Annotated in this window: 20 protein-coding genes and 1 pseudogene; 8 read left to right on the forward strand and 13 right to left on the reverse strand. The window is 63.7% G+C overall.

The annotated features are described in order from the left end of the window. Positions 1-3: 3 nt before the first annotated feature. The 7 genes from AC5RVN_RS13760 to AC5RVN_RS13790 are packed head-to-tail and all read right to left on the reverse strand — an operon-like array spanning position 4 to position 7,293. Positions 4-1,131, reverse strand: coding sequence for a Gfo/Idh/MocA family protein (locus AC5RVN_RS13760; RefSeq protein ID WP_494138310.1), 1,128 nt, complete (start codon positions 1,129-1,131; stop codon positions 4-6). Next, positions 1,116-1,814 (reverse strand): ThuA domain-containing protein, encoded by a 699-nt coding sequence (locus AC5RVN_RS13765; RefSeq protein WP_494138311.1) that lies wholly within the window; start codon positions 1,812-1,814, stop codon positions 1,116-1,118. Before AC5RVN_RS13765 ends, AC5RVN_RS13760 begins: the two co-directional genes overlap by 16 nt. A gap of 52 nt (positions 1,815-1,866) precedes the next feature. Then, on the reverse strand, positions 1,867-2,871 hold the full coding sequence (locus AC5RVN_RS13770; protein WP_494106541.1) for a sugar phosphate isomerase/epimerase family protein: 1,005 nt from the start codon (positions 2,869-2,871) through the stop codon (positions 1,867-1,869). A gap of 28 nt (positions 2,872-2,899) precedes the next feature. Next, positions 2,900-4,093, reverse strand: a complete 1,194-nt coding sequence (locus tag AC5RVN_RS13775) for a Gfo/Idh/MocA family protein (protein WP_494040283.1) — start codon at positions 4,091-4,093, stop codon at positions 2,900-2,902. 29 nt (positions 4,094-4,122) lie between these two features. Then, complete coding sequence (locus tag AC5RVN_RS13780) at positions 4,123-5,028, reverse strand: carbohydrate ABC transporter permease (protein ID WP_494138312.1); 906 nt, start codon at positions 5,026-5,028, stop codon at positions 4,123-4,125. A gap of 1 nt (position 5,029) precedes the next feature. Further along, the gene (locus AC5RVN_RS13785) at positions 5,030-5,968 is read right to left on the reverse strand and encodes a carbohydrate ABC transporter permease (protein ID WP_494138313.1); all 939 of its coding nucleotides are present in this window, start codon (positions 5,966-5,968) and stop codon (positions 5,030-5,032) included. Then, positions 5,965-7,293, reverse strand: a complete 1,329-nt coding sequence (locus AC5RVN_RS13790) for an extracellular solute-binding protein (RefSeq protein WP_494040286.1) — start codon at positions 7,291-7,293, stop codon at positions 5,965-5,967. Before AC5RVN_RS13790 ends, AC5RVN_RS13785 begins: the two co-directional genes overlap by 4 nt. 244 nt (positions 7,294-7,537) lie before the next feature. Here AC5RVN_RS13790 and AC5RVN_RS13795 point away from each other — a divergent pair, with 244 nt between their 5' ends. The 3 genes from AC5RVN_RS13795 (at position 7,538) to AC5RVN_RS13805 (ending at position 11,124) form a co-directional block, all read left to right on the forward strand. Continuing rightward, positions 7,538-8,593, forward strand: a complete 1,056-nt coding sequence (locus AC5RVN_RS13795) for a LacI family DNA-binding transcriptional regulator (protein ID WP_494040287.1) — start codon at positions 7,538-7,540, stop codon at positions 8,591-8,593. 10 nt (positions 8,594-8,603) lie between these two features. Next, complete coding sequence (locus tag AC5RVN_RS13800) at positions 8,604-9,791, forward strand: mandelate racemase/muconate lactonizing enzyme family protein (protein ID WP_494040288.1); 1,188 nt, start codon at positions 8,604-8,606, stop codon at positions 9,789-9,791. Between the two features lie 121 nt (positions 9,792-9,912). Continuing rightward, the gene (locus AC5RVN_RS13805; protein ID WP_494138314.1) at positions 9,913-11,124 is read left to right on the forward strand and encodes a fumarylacetoacetate hydrolase family protein; all 1,212 of its coding nucleotides are present in this window, start codon (positions 9,913-9,915) and stop codon (positions 11,122-11,124) included. Here AC5RVN_RS13805 and AC5RVN_RS13810 read toward each other — a convergent pair. The 5 genes from AC5RVN_RS13810 to AC5RVN_RS13830 form a co-directional block, all read right to left on the reverse strand. Further along, positions 11,097-11,300: a hypothetical protein gene (locus tag AC5RVN_RS13810; protein WP_494138315.1), complete on the reverse strand. Its 204-nt coding sequence runs from the start codon at positions 11,298-11,300 to the stop codon at positions 11,097-11,099. The genes AC5RVN_RS13805 and AC5RVN_RS13810 overlap by 28 nt on opposite strands. A gap of 63 nt (positions 11,301-11,363) precedes the next feature. Then, positions 11,364-13,727: a beta-xylosidase/alpha-l-arabinosidase gene (locus tag AC5RVN_RS13815; RefSeq protein WP_494138316.1), complete on the reverse strand. Its 2,364-nt coding sequence runs from the start codon at positions 13,725-13,727 to the stop codon at positions 11,364-11,366. A 2-nt stretch (positions 13,728-13,729) separates the two neighbouring features. Then, positions 13,730-14,548: a carbohydrate ABC transporter permease gene (locus AC5RVN_RS13820; RefSeq protein WP_494040292.1), complete on the reverse strand. Its 819-nt coding sequence runs from the start codon at positions 14,546-14,548 to the stop codon at positions 13,730-13,732. After that, positions 14,549-15,502, reverse strand: coding sequence for a carbohydrate ABC transporter permease (locus AC5RVN_RS13825; protein ID WP_494040293.1), 954 nt, complete (start codon positions 15,500-15,502; stop codon positions 14,549-14,551). 6 nt (positions 15,503-15,508) lie between these two features. Beyond that, a complete protein-coding gene (locus AC5RVN_RS13830) occupies positions 15,509-16,807 on the reverse strand; it encodes an extracellular solute-binding protein (RefSeq protein ID WP_494040294.1) in 1,299 nt (432 codons plus the stop codon). 141 nt (positions 16,808-16,948) lie between these two features. Here AC5RVN_RS13830 and AC5RVN_RS13835 point away from each other — a divergent pair, with 141 nt between their 5' ends. After that, on the forward strand, positions 16,949-17,971 hold the full coding sequence (locus tag AC5RVN_RS13835; RefSeq protein ID WP_494040295.1) for a LacI family DNA-binding transcriptional regulator: 1,023 nt from the start codon (positions 16,949-16,951) through the stop codon (positions 17,969-17,971). A gap of 31 nt (positions 17,972-18,002) precedes the next feature. Continuing rightward, the gene (locus AC5RVN_RS13840) at positions 18,003-18,914 is read left to right on the forward strand and encodes an aldose-1-epimerase (protein WP_494138317.1); all 912 of its coding nucleotides are present in this window, start codon (positions 18,003-18,005) and stop codon (positions 18,912-18,914) included. A 66-nt stretch (positions 18,915-18,980) separates the two neighbouring features. On the opposite strand, the gene AC5RVN_RS13845 is transcribed toward AC5RVN_RS13840, so the two are convergent. Continuing rightward, complete coding sequence (locus AC5RVN_RS13845) at positions 18,981-20,147, reverse strand: endo-1,4-beta-xylanase (RefSeq protein ID WP_494138318.1); 1,167 nt, start codon at positions 20,145-20,147, stop codon at positions 18,981-18,983. Between the two features lie 186 nt (positions 20,148-20,333). On the opposite strand from AC5RVN_RS13845, the gene AC5RVN_RS13850 reads away from it, so the two are divergent. From AC5RVN_RS13850 to AC5RVN_RS13860, 3 genes and pseudogenes are all read left to right on the forward strand, one after another. Beyond that, the gene (locus tag AC5RVN_RS13850) at positions 20,334-21,362 is read left to right on the forward strand and encodes a LacI family DNA-binding transcriptional regulator (protein WP_494138319.1); all 1,029 of its coding nucleotides are present in this window, start codon (positions 20,334-20,336) and stop codon (positions 21,360-21,362) included. 109 nt (positions 21,363-21,471) lie between these two features. Next, positions 21,472-22,203 carry a polysaccharide deacetylase family protein gene (locus tag AC5RVN_RS13855; RefSeq protein WP_494138320.1) on the forward strand — a complete coding sequence of 244 codons (732 nt, stop codon included), beginning with the start codon at positions 21,472-21,474 and terminating at the stop codon, positions 22,201-22,203. 118 nt (positions 22,204-22,321) lie between these two features. Then, a pseudogene (locus AC5RVN_RS13860) lies at positions 22,322-22,505 on the forward strand (xylose isomerase); the annotation flags it as partial.

Below are 22,505 nucleotides of genomic sequence, written 5' to 3' on the forward strand. Positions count from 1 at the left end.
CGCCTAGGACGCGGCTTCCTGGGCCTGGAGCTCGTCCAGGTCGCCGGTCAGGACGGTCAGCTCCACGCTCTCCGGCCGCTCTGCCGTGCTGCTGATTGCCACCGCAGCGCCTGTGCGTGCCGATTCGAGGACTGATTCCATGACCTCAAGCGCGTGGTAGGCCAGGGTGCCGCCCGCGCGCGGCTCGGCGCCCGGGGCGGTGGAGGCAAGGTCGGCGATGCCGAAACCGCGGCCGGCGTCGACATAACCGGCCGACACGGGAAGGGTCTCCCAGTCGTCCGCACCCAGGGAGAACAGCTGGACCTCGCCGTCGAAGTGGTTGGGGTCCGGCACTACCAGTGACCCGCGTTCGCCGTGGATCTCGATGTTGGGGGACTTGGACTTGACGGCGTCGAAGCTCATGAAGAGGGTGGAGAACGCGCCGGAGGCGTGGACAAGGACGCCGGTGACGTGGGAATCGATGCCTACGGGAACCTTTTCGCCTTGCCGGGGTCCGGAGCCGATGGTGCGTTCGCTACGGGTGTGGCTGGCGGCGCCGATGACCGAGACCACCGGGCCCAGCAGGGTAACGAGGGCGGTGACGTAATAAGGGCCCATGTCCAGGAGCGGGCCCCCGCCGGGCTGGTAGTAGAAGTCCGGATTCGGGTGCCAGCGCTCGTGTCCGGGCGTCACCATGGTGGCGGAGGCAGAGATTGGTGCCCCGATCAGTCCGTCGTCAATGGCTTTGCGGGCGGTTTGAATGCCGGTGCCCAGGACAGTGTCGGGCGCGCAGCCGACGGCGACTCCTGCCTCCCGTGCTGCCTCCAGCACCTGGCGTGCCTCGGCAGTTGTGGCGGCAAGGGGCTTCTCGCCGTAGACGCTTTTGCCCGCGGCGATTGCCTTAAGCGCCACTTCGGCGTGTGCGGCCGGGATAGTGAGGTTCAGGACCAGTTCGACGTCGTCGGCGGTAAGGAGTTCTTCTACACTGACGGCGCGGACGCCCTCGTACTGCTCGGCGATGGCCTGGGCACGTGCCGGGTCGAGGTCCGCCACGGCCACCAGTTCGATGTCGTTGAGCTTGCGGAAATTGGTGAGGTACTGCGCAATGATGGCTCCGCAGCCAACGATGCCTGCTTTCAACGGCTTGCCCACAGCAGGCCCCTTTCGATGATGGTGCGGACGTTCCCGTCCTGGAGGATTTCGACCCGGTGGCCAGGGGTCGCGACGAAGATGCGGCCTTTGCCCCACTGGCGGGTCCAAATGGCGGGAGAGGTGACTTCGCGGTTCCACGGGTCCCACTCGCGGACCTTCTGGGTGGTGGTGGCCAGCACGTCGATGTAGTCGTCAGAAAGCACCCAGTACTGCTCGGTTACGAGGTCAAAGTCGGAGAGGCCCTTGGTGATGGGATGCCCGGCCGCGGCAGGGAGCATGTTCACCGTGTAAGGCACGTAGTTATCCGACTGTTCGCCGGTGCACTCGTCCGGGTGCTTGCCCGGGTGGCAGGCGAACTGGCCGCCGATCAGGTGCAGGTAGTCAGAGTTGTTCCGATAGGAATCGGCGATGCCCCCGTGCCAGCCCGCCAGGCCGGTACCGTTTTCAACTGCGGTGCGCAGCCCGGCGAATTCGTCCTTTTCAATGGTGGTCATGGTCATGCACTGCATGATCAGGTCCACCCCTGCCATGTATTCGGCGTCGGCGTACACCTTGGGGGACTCCTCCACGCGGACGTCGTAGCCGTTGTCCTTGAGGTAGGGGATGAAGAGTTCGGTGGCCTCGTACGGTTGGTGCCCGTCCCAGCCGCCGCGGACCACCAGGGCGTTCTTGCGTTCTGTCATGTGAGCTTTCCTTTTGTTTGGCTGCCGGCCGGTAGAGGCCGGAAAATCTGGGTCAGTGGCTGGCGAAGGCCGCATCGAAGGCGGCTGCGGGCGGGGCGATCCGGGCAAGTTCCTGCACCATCGCCAGAGCCTGCGGTGCGCCAATGAGGCGGTCCATTCCGGCGTCCTCCCACTCAATGCTGGTGGGGCCGCTGTAGCCGATGGCGTTCAGGGTCCGGAAGATGCGGTTCCACTGCACGTCGCCGTGCCCTGCGGTGACGAAGTCCCAGCCGCGGCGGGGATCTGCCCAGGCAAGGTGGGAACCCAGGCGTCCGTTGCGGCCGTCAAGCTGCCGGACGGATTCCTTTACGTGGACGTGGAGGATGTGCTCCGCGAAGTCCTGCAGGAACATCACCGGGTCCAGGTCCTGCCAAATGAAGTGGGACGGGTCGAAGTTCAGGCCAAAACTCTTTCGGTGCCCGATGGCCTCCAGGGTGCGCTTGGCAGTCCAGTAGTCGTAAGCGATTTCGGACGGGTGGACCTCCAGGGCGAAACGGACGCCTTCCTGCTCAAAGACGTCCAGAATCGGGTTCCAGCGGTCGGCGAAGTCCTGGTAGCCGGCGTCGATCATTGACTCGGGGGCGGGCGGGAACATGGCGACCGCCTTCCAGATGGAAGAGCCGGTAAAACCTGTCACGGTCTTCACCCCGAGGCGGGCCGCAGCCCGCGCGGTGTCCTTCATCGATTCGGCGGCCCGGCGGCGCACTCCTTCTGCTTCACCGTCGCCCCAGATTTCCGCTGACAGGATGCCCTGGTGGCGTTCGTCGATGGGGTCATCGCACACAGCCTGCCCGGTGAGGTGGTTGGCGATCGCGAAGACCTGGAGGTGGTTCTTTTCCAGGATGTCCAGCCGGCCCTGGAGGTAGTTATCGTCCTCCGCGGCGCGGCGCGGGTCCAGGTGGTCGCCCCAGCAGGCGATCTCCAGCCCGTCGAAGCCCCACTCTCCGGCGAGCCGGGCCACCTCCTCAAAGGGAAGGTCTGCCCACTGGCCGGTAAAAAGGGTGATGGGTCGTGTCATTGGGGTTCCTTGTCCTGTGCGCACGTTCCTAGACCTTCTGCCATTGGCTGGAGTTCGAGGCACTGGACTCCACGGCGGCCAGTACCCGCTGGACCTGCAGTGCGTCCGCGAAGGAAGGTTCCGGCTGGCGGCCTTCGCCGATCGCGGTCACGAGGTCCACTACCTGGTGGGTGAAGCCGTGCTCGTAGCCCAGGCCGTGGCCGGTTGGCCACCAGTTGCCGACGTAAGGGTGCTCCGGCTCGGTGACAAAGATCCGGCGGAAGCCGGCGTCGGGGGACTCGGCTGCGTCGTAGAAGGACAGGACGTTCATGTCTTCGAAGTCGAAGGCGAGGGAGCCTTTGGTGCCGTTGATTTCCAGGCGCATGGCGTTTTTCCGGCCCAGCGCGTAGCGGGTGGCCTCGAAGACTCCGACGGCGCCGCTGGAGGTACCGCCGCCGTCGAACTTTGCGCTGAAGATCGCCGCGTCGTCAACTGTGACCGTACCGCGGGGTGCGTCGCTGCTGAGGTCACCGTGTCCACCGAGGCCGATCATGTCACCGGCCAGCGGGCGTTCCGGGACAAAGGTTTCGAGCAGCGCGGAGACGCCGGTGATGCTCTGCCCGGTGACCCACTGGGCGGCATCGATGCTGTGCGCCCCGATGTCGCCAAGGGAGCCGGACCCGGACTTGTCCTTGTCCAGCCGCCAGGTCATGGGGGCGTTCTCGTCGGAGAGCCAGTCCTGCAGATACTGTGCCCGGACGTGCCGGAGGTTGCCCAGCCGGCCCTGTTCCACGAACCGCTTGGCCAGGGCGAGGGCCGGAGTCCGGCGGTAACTGAAGCCGCACATCGAGAAGACGCCCTGCTTGGCGGCGGTATCCGCGGCGAGGGTCATCCGTTCCGCTTCCTCCACGGAATTCGCGAGGGGTTTTTCGCACAGCACATGCTTTCCGGCCTCAAGGGCGGCGATCGCGATGTCGGCGTGGGTGTCGCCCGGGGTGCAAATGTCGATCAGGTCGATGTCGTCGCGCTCAATCAGCCGGCGCCAGTCGGTCTCTGTCGAATCCCAGCCAAATTTGGCTGCTGCGGCCTGCACGCCGTCGGCGTTCCGGCCGGCGACGGCGGTGAGCAGGGGTTGCAGCGGCAGGTCGAAGAACCGTGGTGCGGTGCGCCAGGCGTGGGAGTGGGCGGCGCCCATAAATGCGTAGCCGACCATGCCGACCCGCAGGGGTTTTGCGGTGGTCATGCGAGTGTCCTTTCGTGGAGATCCTGGCGTTACTTGCTGAAGCCCGCGGTGAGGCCGGCAAGCAACTGGCGTCGGCCGATGACGTAGAGCACGAGGATCGGCAGGGTGCTGAGCACCACCGAGGCGAGAACGGCAGGGATGTTGACGCTGTATTCGCCCTGGAAGGTCCACAGAGCCAGGGGCAGTACGCGCAGGCCGGGGCTCTGGGTGAGGACCAGCGGAAGCAGGAACCCGTTCCAGACGTGCAGGCCGTTATAGATGGCAACGGTCACGATCGCAGGGCGGGTCAGCGGCAAGGCAAGCCGCCACATTGTTTGCCACTCGCTGCAGCCGTCCAGCCGCATCGACTCAAACAACTCGTTTGGAACGTCCCGAATGAAGTTGGACAGGATCAGTACGGTCAGCGGGATGGCAAAGGCAATGGACGGCAGCATGAGCGCCAGCAGGCTGTCATACAGGTTGAGGCGGATGATCATCAGGTAGATCGGGATGATCGTCGCCTGGAGCGGGATCGCCAGCCCCATCAGGAACATGCCGTTGACCAGCTTGAGGAACCTGCCCTGGCCCCGGACAATGGCGAATGCGGCCATGAAGGAAACCAGTACCGTGGGGATGACAGCACCGAGGGTGACGATAGTGCTGTTCATGAAGTACTTCGTAAAGTCGGCCTCAAGGACCAGTTGATAGTTTTCCAGCGTGGGTGAGGTGGGAAGCGCCAGCGGATTCTGGCCGAAGTAGCCTTCCTGCGTCTTCAGGCTGGTAATGACCACGTAGTAGACCGGAATGATGATAACGGCGAGCCAGATCCAGCCGCCCAGCCCTGCGGGGACGTTCAGCCGCCTCATCCGGGAACCGAAGCCGCGCTTGGCAGGGGCGGGGTTGGCCGGGGAGCCGGCGGGAGTTTCCTCCGTGCTGCTTTTCAGGACGGTGCTCACCCTACATACCTTCCAATTGGCTGCCCTGCTTGTCCTTGCCTCCAAGGCGCTGGAGGAGCAAGGCAAGAGCAAGGCCGATGAGTACGAGAATGACGGCGATCACGCTTGCCGGACCCATCAGGTTGGCCCGGAACCCCCGCAGATACATGTCAAGGGCCAGGATCCGGGTGGAGTTTCCCGGACCGCCGCCGGTCAGGACGAAGATCAGGTCGAAGTACGTCAGCGATCCAACCACCATCAGGGTGGAGGACGTGATGATGGTGTACTTCAGCTGGGGGAGCGTGATGTGGAAGAACTGCTTGATGGTTCCTGCTCCGTCGATCTCTGCCGCTTCATAGAGCGATTTGGGGATCTGGCGAACGCCGCCCTGGTAAATGAGCGTATGGAACGGCACGAACTGCCAGGCAATGACGAAGATGACCAAACCGAGGGCCAGATGCGGTACACCGAGCCAGTCCTGGGCAAGGAAAGGCAGTCCCAGCCCGGTGGCCAGCCCGAAGTTGGGGTCCAGCAGGGCCTTGAAGGCGATGGCGACTGCTGCCGAGGAGAGCAGCAGAGGCAGGAAGTACAGCACCGCGAGGGCGGCCCGGTAGCGCTGGCTTCCCGCCGTGAAGACTCCGAGGAGGAGGCTGATCGGAGTCTGGACGAGCCAGGAGGCGATCATGATCAGGAAGGTCAGTCCCAGAGCGTTGTACAGGCCCGGGTCGGCGAGCACGGAGAACCAGTTGTCAGTGCCCGCTGCCCCGATGGCGCCGATGCCGTCCCAGCTGGAGAAGCTGAGGATGAGGACACCCGCCAGGGGCACAACAGCGAAGACGAGGAAGAAGACCAGAGCCGGCAGAGTCAGCCACGCGAGTGCGGCATTCCGCTGCCCGCTTTGCCCGCCTTCGACCTTGCCGCGGGCGGCAGTCTTGGGAGCGGTGGAGACGGGGTTACTCATTTTCCGAGGGTGGCATTCATGTTCTCGGCGAACTGCTGCGGCGTGATCGACTTCAGGAACAGCTGGTCGATGTTGTTCAACAGTGCTTCGGCGGCGGTGGGGCTCAGCGCCTGGTCCCAGGACTGCTGGAAGTTCGGGGCGTTCTTGGCCAGGTCGTAGACGAAGTTCAGGAAGTCCTTGTCAGGAGAGGCGTCGAGCTTGTCCTCGATGCCGTTGACGATGGGAACCGACCCGGAATTGATATAGGTGTCAATCACCGTTTCGGTCAGGATGCCGTCCTTGAAGAACTTCTTAGCGGTCTCCTTTTCCTGGTCCGTGGCTTTTGAGGAGATCGACATGTACTGGGCGGGGTTTCCCACGCCGTTCTTGGGGTCGCCCTTGCCGCCGGCAACGGTGGGGAACTGGATGAAGCCGAGTTTGCCGTCCTGGACGAAGTTCTGGCCGCCCTTCTTCATGGCGCCGTAAGTCCAGGAACCATGCAGCATCATGGCTGCCTTGCCCGTGAACAGGAGCGCCTGGTCCGCGTTGGAGTCCGCGGCAATGGAGGAGAAACCCTTGATGAAGCCCTCTGCGGAGACGAGCTCCTGGATCTTTGTGCCGGTCTCGATGACTGCCGGGTCCATCCACGCATTGGGTTTGCCTTCGAAGATGGCCGTGAACACCTCGGATCCGCCGATCCGGTCGAGCAGGTATTCCAGCCACATCATGGAGGTCCAGCGGGACTGTCCACCGAGGGCGAAGGGTGCCACGCCCATGTCGTTGAACGTCTTCACCAGCGACATAACGTCGTCCCAGGTCTTCGGCGGCTGGGCGCCTGCCTTCTCGAACAGTTCCTTGTTGTAAAACAGGACAATCGGGGCGACGTACTGGTTGGGCAGGGCATAGATCTTGTCATTGACCGTGGCTGCACCGAATACCGACGGGAAGAACTTGTCCTTCAGTTCCGGATTCTCTTCAAACCAGCTGGTCAGATCCTCCACCTGGTTTGCCTCTGCATACGTCTTCAAGGTGCCGCCGCCCCAGCCGTAGATGATGGTGGGTGCCTGGCCGGCGCCGATGGCGGTTTTGATCTTTGTTTTGTAGGCGTCGTTCTGGAAATACGTGACTGCGATCTTGTTGTCCGGGTTCGCCGAACCGAAGGCGTCGACAGCTTTCTGCATGGTGGTCTGGTTCGGTTCACCCGACAGGTACCACATGCTGGCGCCCCCGCCTCCGCTGGAGGTACCTGGTCCCGACGTCCCGCAGGCAGTGGCCGTCATGGCCGCGAAGGGGGTCAGGGCAGCAAGGGCGAGGAAAGAACGGCGGGAGGTCTGGGGCTGCTTCATTGCTTCTCCATCTGGAAATTTGCTTCTTTGCAAGTATCGGAGCCACTGCTCCGCTCCACGTTTCGAAATGTTTCGAACTTGTGGTTTAGATCACTTTCTAAACTAAAGCGGCTTAATCCTGTGCGGTCAAGAGGTACCTTGCACGATTTTTTGTCAACCTTCGCGCTTCAAAACCTTTCCTTGACGTTGGATGGGGGTGCCGACAGAATGAGATTTCCGAAACATTCGAAAGATTGCGATCGCCATGACAACGAAAACGCCTCCGCGGACCAAGCCCACGCTCGCCTCCGTGGCGCGGCAGGCCGGCGTCTCGGCGCCCACAGTGTCCAAAGTGGTGAACGGCCGTGAAGATGTTGCCCCGGAAACCCGGGCCCGGATCCTCGCAGTGCTGGAGCAGTCCGGATACCAGTCGCCCCAGCTGCGGCGCTCCGCTGCGGAGGCCGGGACTGTTGTCGAAGTGGTGATCGATGTACTCGATTCCGCCTACATGATCGAGGTCCTCAACGGAATACTTCAGTTCGCTGCCGCTGCCGACGTGGAGATCCTGGTCAGCGTCACTGGCCCTGGACCCTCCAGCCTTCCCAGCCCCGAGCGGCGCGCACAGCGCATGCTGGACGAGGGGCGGGCGGGGATGATCGTGGTGACTTCCGCGTTCAGCGAAGCACAGCTGCAGGCCTTCCGGCGCCGAAAAATCCCCGTCGTCGTCATCGATCCACTCAACCCGCCGTCCGCGGATGTGGTCAGCGTAGGGGCCACGAACTGGGCCGGCGGTAAGGCCGCCACCGAACACCTGCTGGACCTGGGGCACCGCCGGATCGCGTACATCGGCGGAATCGAGAACGCGGAGTGCAACCAGGCGCGGCTCCATGGGTACATGGCGGCCCTGATGGCCCGCGGCGTCGCGGTGGAACCCCGGTTCATCGTTTCAGGAGGCAGGTTCCGGCGGGAGAGCGGTATTGCCGGGTTCCAGGAGCTGCTCAAGCTCGACCCGCTTCCCACGGCGATTTTTGCCGGGAGCGACACCATCGCATTGGGAGTGCTCAGCGAAGCGGGCCGCCATGGCGTCAGGATTCCGGAGGACATCAGCCTGATCGGCTTTGACGGAACCAAGCAGGGCGCCGAATCCGTCCCCTCGCTCAGTTCCGTGGCCCAGCCCCTGGAGGAAATGGGGCGCGCGGCGCTGCGGTCAGTCCTGCGCCAGGCCGATGGCGAATTCCCCGATTCCCATCGGGTGGAACTTGCTACCCACCTCATTGTCCGCGACTCCACGGCTCCCCCCGCAGTCGCTGAAGAGAAATGAAGCCGCAGCGATGAAAATCACCAACCTGGACACCGTCGTCGTCGATTTCTACCGGACAAACCTCATTTTCGTCCGGCTCAGCACGGATGCCGGCATCACCGGCGTCGCTGAGGCAACCCTCGAAGGCCAGGAGCACGCGGTCCGCGGCGCCGTCGAAATCCTTGCCGGCGCTGTTCGCGGCAAGGATCCCACACGGATCGCCCGGAACATCTACGAACTTAACCGCGACGCCTACTGGCGGGGCGGGCCCGTGACCACGACCGCGCTCAGTGCCCTGGAAATGGCCATGTGGGACGTTTCGGCGCGGGCTCTCGGCGTCCCGGTCCACCGCATGCTCGGCGGCCAGGTCCGCGACAGAGTCCGCGCCTACGCAAATGGCTGGTTCTCGGGCGCCAATACACCCGAGGACTTCGCGGACGCCGCCGTCCGGACAGTCGCCCAGGGCTTCCGCGGGCTCAAATGGGACCCGTTTGAAGCAGCCGACCTCACACTTGAGCCGAGGGACCTGCGGCGCATGCTCGAGCCCGTCGCTGCCGTCCGCGAAGCAGTAGGCGACGATATCGAGCTGTTCATCGAAGGACACGGCCGCTTCGATGTCCCCACAGCCATCCGGGTGGCCCGTGAAATCGAGCAGTTCCAGCCCGTGTTCTTCGAAGAACCCTGCCCGCCGGACGGAATCGATGCCCTCATCGAGGTGCGCTCCAAATCGCCGGTACCGATCGCAGCGGGGGAGCGCTGGTTCGGGCGTAACACCTTCGTCCCGGTCCTGGCACGGAACGCCGTTGACTACATCCAGCCGGACGTCACGCACGCCGGCGGCCTGCTGGAACTGTCGTTCATCTCCACGCTCGCCGCGGCACACTACATCCCATTCGCCCCACACAACCCGAGCGGACCCCTCAGTACCGCGGCAACGCTCCAGCTCGGAGCGATGCTGCCCAACTTCCGGTACCTGGAAATCATGGCCTCGGACGTGCCGTGGCGGAGCGAGATCTCCAACGAGCGCCTCCAGTTGACCGAGGACGGCGACATCCTCATTCCCGACGGCGTCGGGCTGGGCATCGAACTCGACTACGACGCGATCGCCGAGCACCCCTACACGCCGCATCCGATGCGCATTTTTCACGACGCAGTGGCAGACATTCGACCGCCGGATGCCCGCTCCTACTTCAACCTGGACACGGTGCCCGCAATCTGAGCGAAGGGAGGTCCGGGGCCGCCTTGGCGCCCCCCCCGGCGCTCCTTGGCCACAATCCGTGGAGGTTTCGACGGCAGCTCTGTGCAGGCTGGAAAGCAGCCACTGAAGATGAGGACCAGGAATGACAAAAACCCCGTTACCGCAAATCCTTCCGGCCGACTCGGCAGGCGCGATCCTCGTCGGCCGGGTCTGGGATCCGGTCTCCCAAGGCCCAAGGGTGGTCTCTGTCCGGAATGGGATGGTGTCCGATCTGACCCCAGAGGTCCGGACTGTTGCTGGGCTTATGGACCACAAAGACCCCTTGGAATTGGTGCTGCACCGAACTGGCAATCCCGGCTGGGACCTTGCCGAACTGGTGGAAGCGTCACGCGCGGGGGACCGTAACCGGCCCCACCTGCTGTCCCCGATAGACCTTCAGGTGATTAAGGCCTGCGGTGTCACTTTTGTGGAGAGCATGATTGAGCGGGTGATCGAGGAGCGGTGCGCCGGTGATGTGCACCGGGCGGCGGAGGTCCGCGCAACGGTTGCCGGCGCTATGGGTGGCAGCCTGAACGCGTTGCGCCCGGGATCGGAACAGGCCCGGCAAGTCAAGAGTGTCCTGTCAGCCCAGGGTATGTGGTCGCAGTACCTTGAGGTTGGGCTTGGCCCGGACCCTGAGGTGTTCACCAAAGCTCCGGTGCTCTCCTCCGTAGGCTTTGGTTCCGGAGTCGGGATCCCCGGCTTCTCCTCGTGGAACAACCCTGAGCCTGAACTTGTCCTGATCGCCGACTCTGCAGGACGGGTCCGGGGTGCCACGCTGGGAAACGACGTGAACCTTCGGGATGTCGAAGGCCGCAGCGCACTCCTGCTCGGCCTGGCGAAGGACAACAACGCATCCTGTGCCATTGGCCCGTTCATCCGGCTGTTCCACCAGGACTTCACCCTGGACGCCCTGCGGATCGAGGAGATCACCCTTACCGTGGAAGGGGCAGACGGCTACCGGCTGGAGGGCCGGAACAGCCTGGCCCGGATCAGCCGGCCCTTCGAGGAGCTCGTGGACGCCGCGTACGGCCGGCACCACCAGTATCCCGACGGCTTCGCTCTCTTCACAGGAACGCTGTTCGCTCCGACTCAGGACCGGCATGCCGAGGGGCTCGGCTTCACGCACCAGCCCGGGGACGTCGTCACCATCAGCAGCCCTCTGCTCGGCTCTCTCATCAACCGGACGGACAGGACCGAGGACATGGAGCCGTGGACCTTCGGGATCACAGTTTTGTTCAACTACCTGTCCCAGCTGGAGCGGGGGGCGCCGGCCTCGACCGGAAACTATACGGATTCCCACGTCTCCCCGTAAGGGACCTGATCGTTCAGTTCCACGGTGAAGCGGCCGGCGCCGTGTTTCGTCACCAGGATGCCCTGGACAGGGTTTTCCTGGGCCAGGGCACGGAGCTGGTGGATGGAGGCATCGAGCTTCTCATCAGCCTCGGATGTCGTGGTGGCAAGGATGCTTAGGCGATGCGGCGTTCCCATGGGATTCCTTTCAGCGTAAAGGCAGGCGGCCGTGCCAAGGGGCACGGCCGCCTGCCTGTCCAATTACTTGTTCGGTGTCACCGTCACGCCGCAGTGCAGGCTGCGGGTGTGGTCAACAACGCGCGTTTCACCGCTCAGCGCGATACTGGCGTGCAGACGGATGTCTCCGCTTGATGCTCCGAAGCGAAGTTCAAGGTCGCCGGCCTCTACGATCCGGCGGCCATCGCGTCCTGTGAATGACGCGACGTCGGCGGGGACCGTGAAGGAAACCCGGGCCGAAGCGCCCGGCTCCAGCGGCACCCGGGCGTAACCCACCAGTTTCTGCACAGGGCGGACCACGGAGGCCACGGGGTCGTGCAGGTACAGCTGGACGAGTTCGACGCCGGCCCTGTCACCTGTGTTGGTGACAGAAATGCTTGCTTCGGCGACGCCGTCCACTGCCACGGTTGAGGGGCCCTCGAGCTCCAGCCCGGTCCATTCAAAGGTGGTGTAGCTCAGGCCGTGCCCGAAGGGGAAGGCCGCGGAAGGATCGATGTTGGAGACACCGCTGGCCTGCGCAAGCGGGGCTGCCAGGTACGTTGACGGCTGGGCGCCCGGCCGGGCGGGAATGCTCACCGGCAGCCGCCCGCTGGGGTTGACGCTGCCGCTGAGGATCCTGGCAACAGCCGGACCGCCTTCTTCACCGGGGAAGAACGCCTGCACGATCGCCGCAGCATCCTCGACGGCGGAGCCAACGGCGTACGGCCGGCCGGTGAGGAGCACCAGCACTACGGGCACACCCGTTTCGATCAGGCGGTCCAGTAGTTGCTGCTGGACGCCAGGGAGCACGAGGGACTCCACGTCGCAGCCCTCACCGCTGGTTCCCCGGCCGAACAGACCGGCGCGGTCGCCCAGAACGGCGATGACAACGTCGGCGCCGGTGGCGGCAGCAACGGCGTCGTCAAATCCCTCTGTGGACGTTCCGTCCACGGAGCAGCCCTCTGTTACCGTGATGGCGCTGTCCGGGAATTCGGCCCCGAGGGCCTGCGCCACGGTGGGCAGTTCGATGCCGACCGGGACGTCCGGATGCTGGCCGCCGACGTGTGCCGGGAACGAGTAGCAGCCAAGGAACGCCTGGGTGTTGTCCGCATTGGGTCCGATAACGGCGATGCGGCCCGGGTTGCCCAGCGGCAGGATCCCGTTGTTGCTGGCCAGGACGATCGACTGTTCGGCTATCCGGGCTGCAAGCTTCCGGTTGGCCTCGGTGTCCAGGGTGATGCTTCCTTCGAGCCCGGCAGGATTCTGCAGATCCGCCTCCTGCAGCGCAGGGGGAACGGGGGACCAGTCCTCATCGAGCAGGCCCAGCTCAATCTTCTGCACCAGCACCCGGTGCAGGGCCCGGTCAATGAGGCTGACGGGGACACGGCCGGCGTCAACCTCGGCGATGAGGTGCTCACCGAAGGCGTGCACGGTGGGAAGTTCGACGTCGACGCCCGCGGCCAGGGCGGCTGCTGCCGCTTCCCCAAACGTCCCGGCTATCCCGTGCAGGTTCTTCAGGAAGGCGACACCGAAGTAGTCCGCCACCACAGTGCCATCGAATCCCCAGGTGTCCCTCAGGAGATCGGTGAGCAGCGAGGAGTCAGCAGCGGTGGGGACCCCGTCAAGGTCCGTGTAGGCGTGCATCACGGAGCGGACGCCGGATTCACGGACGGCCATTTCGAAGGGTGGCAGCAGGACGTCTGCCATCTCACGGGCCCCTACGGAGACGGGGGCGAGGTTCCGGCCTGCCTTTGATGCCGAGTAGCCCACGAAGTGCTTGAGGGTGGCCACTACCCCACTGCTTTCCACACCCTGGATGTAGGCGGTGGCCAACGTTCCGATCAGGTAGGGGTCTTCACCGATGGTTTCTTCCACCCTGCCCCAGCGCGCGTCGCGGACCACGTCCAGGACGGGGGCGAGGCCCTGGTGCACGCCAAGTGAACGCATGTCTGCGCCGATCGCGGCGCCCATGGTGCGGATGAGCCCGGCGTTGAAGGTGGCGCCCCAGGCCAGGGGCACCGGGTACGCGGTTGCCTGCCAGGTGGCAAAGCCGGCCAAGCACTCTTCATGGACCAGCGCCGGGATCCCGAAGCGGTTGGCGGCAGCAATGCGCTGCTGGGTCCGCTGAAGGGACAGCGCACCCAGTGCCGGATCCACCGGTGCAGTGCCAAAGGGCCGCGTCAGTTGGCCCAGGCCGCTGGGCAGGATCTCGTCCAGGTCAACGGGCGGGTTCATTTCATTCTGGTGCGGCGCCACTTCACCGCCTTCGCTGGAAGCGCCCACCCAGACTCCGTAGAGCTGGGCCGTCTTTTCCTTGAGCGTCATGGCGGCGATGAGGCTGTCCGCGCGCTCCTGCGGGCTGGCGGCGGTGTCGCGCCACGGCGCGCTGTGCGTTTTGGTTTCTGTCATGATTACTTTCCGCCAGCGCCCATGAGGCCCTGGACAAGCGCGCGGCGCGCGAAGAGGTAGGCGAGCAGTACCGGCACCATGGAAAGGGTTACAGCCGCCAGGAGTCCTGGGATGTTGATGCCGAACTGCGTCTGGAAGTTGAACAGGCCGAGGGTGACCACCCGGGTGGATTCGGACTGCGTCAGGATCAGCGGGAAAAGGAATCCGTTCCATGCCTGGAGTGCCGAGAACACCGCGATGGTGGACAATCCACCCTTGGACAGCGGCAGTACCAGGCGAAGGAAGGAACGGGCGGGGGTGGCCCCGTCCATGGCCATGGCCTCGTAAAGCTCGGGAGTGATGTCCCGCATGGTTCCGCTGAGGATGATGGTGCAGATCGGAAGGGCGAAGGCCGCCGTCGGAAGAATGACACCGAGCAGGTTGTCATAAAGGCCCACGGTGTTGATCAGGTAGAACACCGGAACGATCACAGCCTGGGCGGGGATCGCCAGGCCCAGCAGGAACATGCGGAAAATGACCGAGGCGGCACGGCTCTGGCTCCGGACGATGGCATAGCTCAGCGGGGGCACCAGAAGCAGGACCAGGCCAACGACGCCGACCGTAACGATGACGGTATTGAAGAAGTACCGGCCGAAGCCACTGGAGATGGCATCAACGTAGTTCTGCAGTGTGAAGCTGGTAGGAAAGGACAGCGGCCCGTTGTCGCCAAACTCGGCACGGGTCTGGAAAGTCGCGGAGAGCATCACGTACAGCGGCACAGCAACGATGGCCAGCCAGATGAAGGCACCGATGCCGGCTAGGTAATTTGGACGCGTTTTCATTTAGAGCCCCTCCAGGGAACTGCGCATCTTGTCGTATCCGGAGACACGGACCACGGCGAAGGAAATTGCCGTGGAGATGATGACCAGTACGAGTGCGATGGCGCTGCCGGCACCGAAATCGAACCGGCGGAACGCTTCCTGGTACATGTGGAAAGCGGTGATGGTGGTACTGGTGCCCGGTCCGCCATTGGTCAGGATAAGGACTGTTTCGAAGGTGGTCAGGCCACCCACCACCATCAGGATCACGGACGTGATGATGCTGTTTTTCAGTTGGGGCAGGGTGATGCTGAAGAACTGCCTGACTGTGCCGGCGCCGTCGATGGACGCGGCCTGGTACAGCACCGGCGGGATCTGCTTGGCTGCGCCTTGGTAGATAAGTGTGTGGAACGGCGTGAACTGCCACATGCCCACGAAGATCAGCACTGCGATGGCACCCGTCTGGGTACCCAGGACGTTTCCGTCTCCAAACAGCCAGGACATCTGCCCCGGAATGCCGAAGTTAGGGTCAAGCAGGGCACGCCACAGGACTGAGATTGCAGCCGAGGACAACAGCAGCGGAACGAAGTAGATGGCGCTCAGGATGGCGCGGTTTCTCTGGTTGCCGGCCGCCCAGACGCCCAGCAAAATGCTCAGCGGAGTTTGGGTCACAATGCCAAGCACAATGAACACCAGGCTCAGCCAGAGGCTCTGGAGCATGACGGGGTCCTGGAAGAGGGCTTCCCAGTTCTTGAGCCCTACGAATTTGGGATCGCCGAGGCCCTTCCAGGTGGTGAAGGACAGCACCGCCACCGCGATAAGCGGTACCAGCGCGAAAAGTGCGAAGAAGATAGTGGCAGGAAGGGCCCAGACAAAGCCGGGGCGGCTCGAGGAAGAGCCGCCCCGTCGCGCCGGGCGGCCCTCTTCGGGGCCGCCCGCGCCTGTCGGGCGCCTGCGGTTTGCAAGCGTCGTGGTCATGATTTCCTAGAGGCTCTGCATTGCCTTGATAAAGCCGTCTTCGTCAATCTGTCCACTGAAGAACTGTGAGACGGCGGTGAGGATGGTGACTGTTGCTTCCGGCGGGTATGCCTGGTCCCACGAAAGCTGGAACGACGGGGCTTCCTTGACCAGGCTGAACTGGTACTTGGCGTATTCGGGATCCGCTGCCTTGTCGAGGAATTTCTCCGTGTTGGTGGTGGTGGGGAGGTTACCGATGGCAACCTGCTCCTGCACGAACTGATCGGAGTACATGAGCTTCAGGAAATCGCGGGCAGCTTCCGGGTAGCGCGTGTTCTTGTGGATCGAGTAGAAGTTGTTGGTGTTGCCCACCAGGTTGTTCTCGTCGCCCTTTCCACCTTCGATCTTCGGGAACTCGCTGTAACCGAGGACCTCCGCGGCGAACTTGGCGTCGTTGCTCTGCTGGGTGGAGTACTCCCATGACCCCATCAGTTCGAAGCCGGCCTTGCCGCTCGCCAGCAGTGCGGGGGACCCGCCGTCGGTGAACTTCACTGAGTCGAAGTTGGTGCCGAACGCTCCGGCATCAACGAGCTCCCGGAGCATGCCGAGGGCTTTGCGGCTTTCTTCCGATTCCCAGACGCTGGTGTCCCCTTCCAGTGCCTTCTGGAAAAGGCCTTCACCCGCCACACGGTCGTAGAGGTACTCGAACCACATCAGGGTGGGCCACCGGTCGCCGGCACCCAGGGCGATGGGGGTGATGCCCTTGTCCTTGAGGATCTTTACATCCTCCAGCAGCTCTTCCCAGGTGGCCGGGGGGTTGCTGATCCCGGCGTCCGCGAGGACTTTCGAGTTGTTGAAGAGCATGACCGGCTGCGTGCCGCGCATCGGCACGCCGTAGGACTTGCCTTCAATGACAGCGGTTTGGAACACGGACGGCAGGAAAGCGTCCTTCAGCTGTGCGTCCTCCTTGATGAAATCGTCAAGGGGGAGCACCAGGTCGGCATCAACGAAACTCTTGATGCTGCCGCCACCCCAGTTGAAGAAGATATCGGGTGCGGTTGGCGTGTCCATAATGGTCTGCAGCTTCGACTGGTACTCGGCGCCGGGGATTTTGTCGAGGACAACCTTCACCTCAGAGGTAGCGTTAAAGGCGTCGATCATTTTCTGTTCCACTACGTTGCCTGCATCGCCGTACATGGCGACGTGGATCTCGTTCTCGGGCCGGCTCGACGCGCCGGACCCTCCGGAGCAGCCGGCCATTGTCAGGCCCAGGGCAAGAGCCGCACTGCCTGCAAGGCTGCGTGCGACCCATCCATGCTTGTTCATCTTCGAACGCCTCTCGAAAGTTTCGATGCTTTCATCGAAAGTTATGTGATGCCTGCAAGTGTAAGTTGCGTTACATCCATGGCGCAAGGCGCGAAAGTTTCATGAGGCCAAAAGGGCCACACTCCCGCTATGCTGGTCCTCATGTCCAGCCCTGTATCTTCCGACGCGCGCGTTACCCTCGCCCAACTGGCCGAGGAGGCGGGTGTTTCGCTGTCCACAATTTCGAAGGTTCTCAACGGCCGAACGGACGTTTCTCGTAAAACACGTTCGAAAGTTGAGGAGCTCCTCGAGGAGCACGGCTATAAGCGTCGTAAAACGACTGCGTCAAAGTCCGCCCTGCTGGAGTTGGTCTTCCATGAGCTGGAAAGCGCCTGGGCGCTGGAAATCATCCGCGGCGTCGAAAACGTCGCAAAGGCGAACGGGATGAGCGTTATCCTCACTGAGAGCGGCACCAGGCATGCGCCTGGCGCGGACTGGATTGAAGGCGTGATGGCCCGCCGGCCGGCCGGGGTTGTCCTCGTCTTTTCGGATCTGCCGCAGGAGTACCGGCAGCAGCTGGATGCCCGCTCCATTCCGTTTGTGATCATCGACCCCGCTGGTGACCCTGCCCCGGACGTTCCTTCCGTTGGTTCGGCAAACTGGGCCGGGGGCATGATGGCCACACGGCACCTCATTGAACTTGGCCATACCCGCATTGCCGCCATTTCCGGCCCCGAGGACATGATGTGCTCCCTGGCCCGGATCGACGGCTACAACTCGGCCCTGAACACCGCAGGCATTCCCATTGACCGTACCCTCATCCGCTACGGTGACTTCCATGTCGACGGCGGCCGGCACCATGCCCGAGAGCTGTTGCAGATGGAACAGCGGCCCACCGCCATATTCGCCGGCAGTGACCTGCAGGCCCTCGGCGTGCTGGACGCAGCCCGCCAGTTGGGAATTTCCGTCCCGGCCCAGCTGTCCATCGTGGGCTACGACGACCTTCAGGTGGCGCGCTGGTCCAGCCCTGCGCTGACCACCGTGCACCAGCCCCTGATAGAAATGGCTGAAGAGGCGGCCCGGATGGTCCTGCGCCTCCGCGAAGGCGAGCGGCCCAACAACCTGCGCCTGGACCTTGCAACATCCCTTGTTGTCCGCCAAAGCACCGCAACCTGCCCCGACTGAACCTCGGCAGCACCTTCCTGAAAGGAACGCAATGTCACCCAGCGCCACTCCCAACGGAGAGTTAATAATCCTGGAGGCGGGTGACTACAGGGCGACTGTCGCAACCGTGGGAGCCGGGCTCATCAGCCTTTCCTTCCAGGGCAACGACATCGTGCTGCCCTTCCCTGCCGACACCCTATCGCCGGCCTATGCCGGAAAGGTGCTCATGCCGTGGCCCAACCGCGTGGCCGGCGGCGCCTACAGCTTCGACGGGCAGCGCTATGAGCTGCCGGTGAACGAGGCGGCTACCGGCAGCGCGTTGCACGGGCTGGCGCTGTGGAACGCATGGCAGCTGGAGCAGCGCTCACATAATGAAGTGGTCCTCACGCACCTGCTGCACGGCGAACCCGGCTACCCATTCCAGCTCGCACTCACCGCCCGCTATGCCCTGGACGCAGACACCGGGCTCCATGTGGAGCTCCGCGCCGCCAACTGCGGGACAGCACCGGCACCGTACGGCTGCGGCTCCCACCCCTACATCACCGTGGGAGGCGAGGACGTTTCAAAGTGTGAACTGAGGTTCCGGGCCGGCAAGGTGCTCCTGACGAACGAAAGACTGCAGCCGACCGGGCTTCTGGAAACCCCGGGGACCGAGTTCGATTTCTCCGAGCTCCGGATGCTGGCCTCCCAGTCGCTCGATCACGCTTTCACCGCCCTCCCTGAGGGGACGTGGGACGTAACCCTGCGCAACCCCGCCCTGCAGCTGTCGTCAGTGGTGGAAGCCATCGGAGCCGACACGCCCTGGCTGCAGCTCTACTCCGGAGAGCTGCGGGGCCGGAAGGGGCTGGCCGTTGAGCCTATGACCTGCCCGCCCGACGCATTGAATTCGGGGCAGGACCTTGTTGTTCTTGAGCCAGGCCAGTCACATTCCCTCGCGTTCCGGATCCACGCAGTGGCGGGTTAGCGGCAACACAAAACGGCCCGGAACTACATGGTTCCGGGCCGTTTTGTCAGGAGTTCTGCCGCCGCGCTACTGCTGGTAGGCGGGGTGGCGGTCCAGGCGCTGTTCTCCGCCCGGGCTGGCCTTGAGCAGTGTGGACTGCAGAGCGTAGTAGGAAGGCTTACGGGTGTAGTCCTCCCACATCACCGTAGCTTCACCCTGGCCGCTAAAGAAGACCGGGACCCACGAGTACTTGTCGTTGAAGCCCCAGATGGTGAAGGACTTGCAGTCTTCAACACTCAGGCAGGCTTCGAGCGCGCGCTGGTAGTAGCTGGACTGCTTTGCCAGCTGCTCGGCCGTCGGCTTGGTCCCGGCGGCGATGTTCATACGGACGTCGATCTCGGTGACGGCGGTCTCGAGGCCCAGGTCATCGAAGCGCTGAAGGTTAGCCTGCATGTCGCCGGGGAAGCCGTACTGTGTGCTGAGGTGGCCCTGGACCGCGAAGCCATCGACCTTGACGCCCTGGGCCTGGAGCTTCGGGATCAGCTGGACGTAGGCCGTGCTCTTGGCGTTGATGCTTTCCACACCGTAGTCGTTGAAGAAGAGCTTGGCCTTCGGGTCGGCTTCATGGGCCCAGCGGAAGGCGTCGGCGATGATCTCGGGACCAAGTTCGCGGATCCAGATGTTGTCGGTCGTGCGGAGGGTGCCGTTCTCATGGAAAATTTCATTGGCGACATCCCACTGCTGGATCTTGCCGGCGTACCGTCCAACAACCGTGGTGATGTGGTCCTTCAGGATGGAGCGGAGCTCGTCCTTGCTGAAATTGCCCTGCTCCAGCCAGGCCGGGTTCTGGCTGTGCCAGAACAGCGTGTGGCCGCGGACCACTTGGCCGTTCTGCTGGGCGAACTCCACGATGGCGTCCATCTCGGCAAAGCGGTACTGATCGCGCTGGGGGTGGATAAACTCCCACTTGGCCTGGTTCTCCGGCGAGAGGGAGCTAAACTCCGAAGCCAGGACCTCTCGGTACTGCTGGTCCGAGGTGAACGGGTTGGCATACGGCATCGTTTCGTGGTGGCCTCCGCCGGCAACTGCAGTGCCGATCCGGACATCCTTGGGTGCGGCCCAGCGCAGGGTGTCCTGCTTGGCATGGCCGGGGGGCTGCGGCTTGTCATTCCCGCCGGCAACTGCAGGCAGTGCCGTTGGGAGGACAAACGCTGACGCCATGACAGCGGCAGCGACCAGTTTTGCAACCTTCATTGAGAGCTCTCCTTTGAGTACGTTCGATCGGCACTCGAATTCCGACCGGACGCTTTCCGGAAACTTCCGGAAAGCAGTGGTTGTAGATTAGGAGTGTTTCGAAGAGCACGTCAAGGGTTTGCAGAAAAGTCTTAGCCGGCGTGGTGGCGCAAAGGCCTATACTTGCAGCGAAACCAGGAGGAATGCGTGCCCGAGACCCAGCGCCCGGCTGTAACAATTTCGGCCATCGCAGCCGAAGCGGGCGTTTCAGTGCCCACCGTCTCCCGTGTACTTAACGGGCGCGGCGATGTTTCCGCGCGGACGCGTGAGCGGGTGGAAACCCTGCTCAGGGACCACGGCTACCAGCGGCGGGGGAACCGCCCGGAGGTGCGGTCCGGCCTCATTGACCTGGTTTTTAATGATCTGGACAGTCCCTGGGCCGTGGAAATCATCCGCGGGGTGGAGGAAGCCGCAAATGAAGCCGGCGCCTCCACCGTGGTTTCCGCTATCCACCGCAAGACAAGTCCAACCTCCACGCGGCAGTGGCTGGACAATGTCAGCGCCCGGGCGAGTGACGGCGCCATCCTCGTCACTACGGACCTTGATACCTTCCTGCGGGCCGAACTGCAGCGGCTTCGCGTTCCCGCCGTGGTGGTTGACCCCGCAGGCGTGCCGGACCTTGACGTCCCCACCATTGGCGCCACGAACTGGACCGGGGCGGTGGGAGCAACCGAGCATCTCACCGGAATCGGCCACCGGCGCATCGGATTTGTTGCCGGCACACCCGGCCTGTGGTGCAGCAGGGCGCGGCTCGACGGGTACCGCGCGGGGCTCGATGCTGCCGCCATACCCTTCGATCCTGCCCTGGTGGTTGAGGGCGACTTTGACTACCAGTCCGGGTTCCGTGCCGGTGTCAGGTTGCTCGAGCTGGCCGATCCGCCGTCGGCAGTCTTTGCCGCCAGTGACCAAATGGCCCTTGGAGTGTATGAAGCAGTGCGCAAAAAGGGGCTGCGGGTCCCGGAGGACATCAGCGTCGTCGGCTTCGACGACCTTCCCGAAGCCCGCTGGGCCTCTCCTCCGCTGACCACCGTACGGCAGCCCCTGGCGGAGATGGGCAAACTTGCCGCCCGCACAGTGCTCCGGATGCTGCAGGGCGAAGGCGTCGAAAGCCCCCGTGTAGAGCTCTCCACCAGACTGGTGCTCAGGGAGAGCACGGGAGCGCCCCGCCAGGCCTGACAGCGGTTCCCGTCTGCTGCCTGCACCCTTGACGCCGTTCTTGGGGTGAGCTTACGCTGAGCGCGTTCCGGAACTTACCGGAACTTTCTGCGACTCCAATGAGGTAGCCATGAGTTTCCCCTTGCACCGCTCAAAAATTCTGCGCCAAGCGGCGTTGCCCCTCGCTGCAACCGCGCTGGCAATCGTCGCCGCCATTCCCGCCGGCCTTGCCGGCGCTGTTCCTGCCAAGGCGGACCAGGCAACTCCCGCAATCGTCGATTCCACGCGGCATGAAGGCAAGTACATAAGCCTCACGTTCGATGACGGCCCCGACCCTGTCAACACCCCCAAATTGCTGGCGGTGCTTGAGAAGCACCACGTCAAGGCGACCTTCTGCCTGTGGGGGGACCACGCAAAGCAGCACCCGGAGATCGTCCGCCAGATCGCCGAGGCAGGCCATCTGCTCTGCAACCACACGATGCACCACGACAACATGGGCACATGGAGTGCCGACGCCATCAGGGCAGACCTCGAAGCGACCAGCGCGGTTATCCGCGAGGCCGTTCCCGGAGCAAAGATTAACTACTTCCGCGCGCCCTATGGGAGCTGGGGCGGGACTCCGCAGGTGGCTGCGGACATGGGCATGCAGCCGCTCGGCTGGGCCACTGTTGTGGGCGACTGGGATCCGCCGGGAACCGCCGAGCTGGTCCGCCGGATCAGGGAGGGCATACGGCCAGGGGGAGTGGTGCTCCTGCACGACGGCGGCGGCGACAGGAGCCAGACGGTGGAAACCGTAGACCAGATCATCCCGGAGTTGAAGTCCGAGGGCTGGCGTTTCGACCGGCCGGCCCGCCGCGGCTGATCCCCCTGGCGGCCGGGTCGCTGGCACTCTTGACGCCAGCGAGCTGGCCGCAATATAGTTTATTGCATAAACTAATTGGCCGCTCCGGCCTGACTCCTCCCAAGTGCAAGGACGCATCATGACTCTTTCCCCTACCCCTGCTGATAAGTTCACTTTTGGTCTGTGGACTGTGGGCTGGACCGGCGCTGACCCGTTTGGTGTGGCTACCCGTGCGGCGCTGGATCCGGTAGAGGCGGTGCACCGGCTCGCTGAGCTGGGCGCGTATGGCATCACGTTCCACGACAATGACCTGGTTCCCTTTG

Source organism: Arthrobacter sp. sptzw32, from assembly GCF_059089735.1.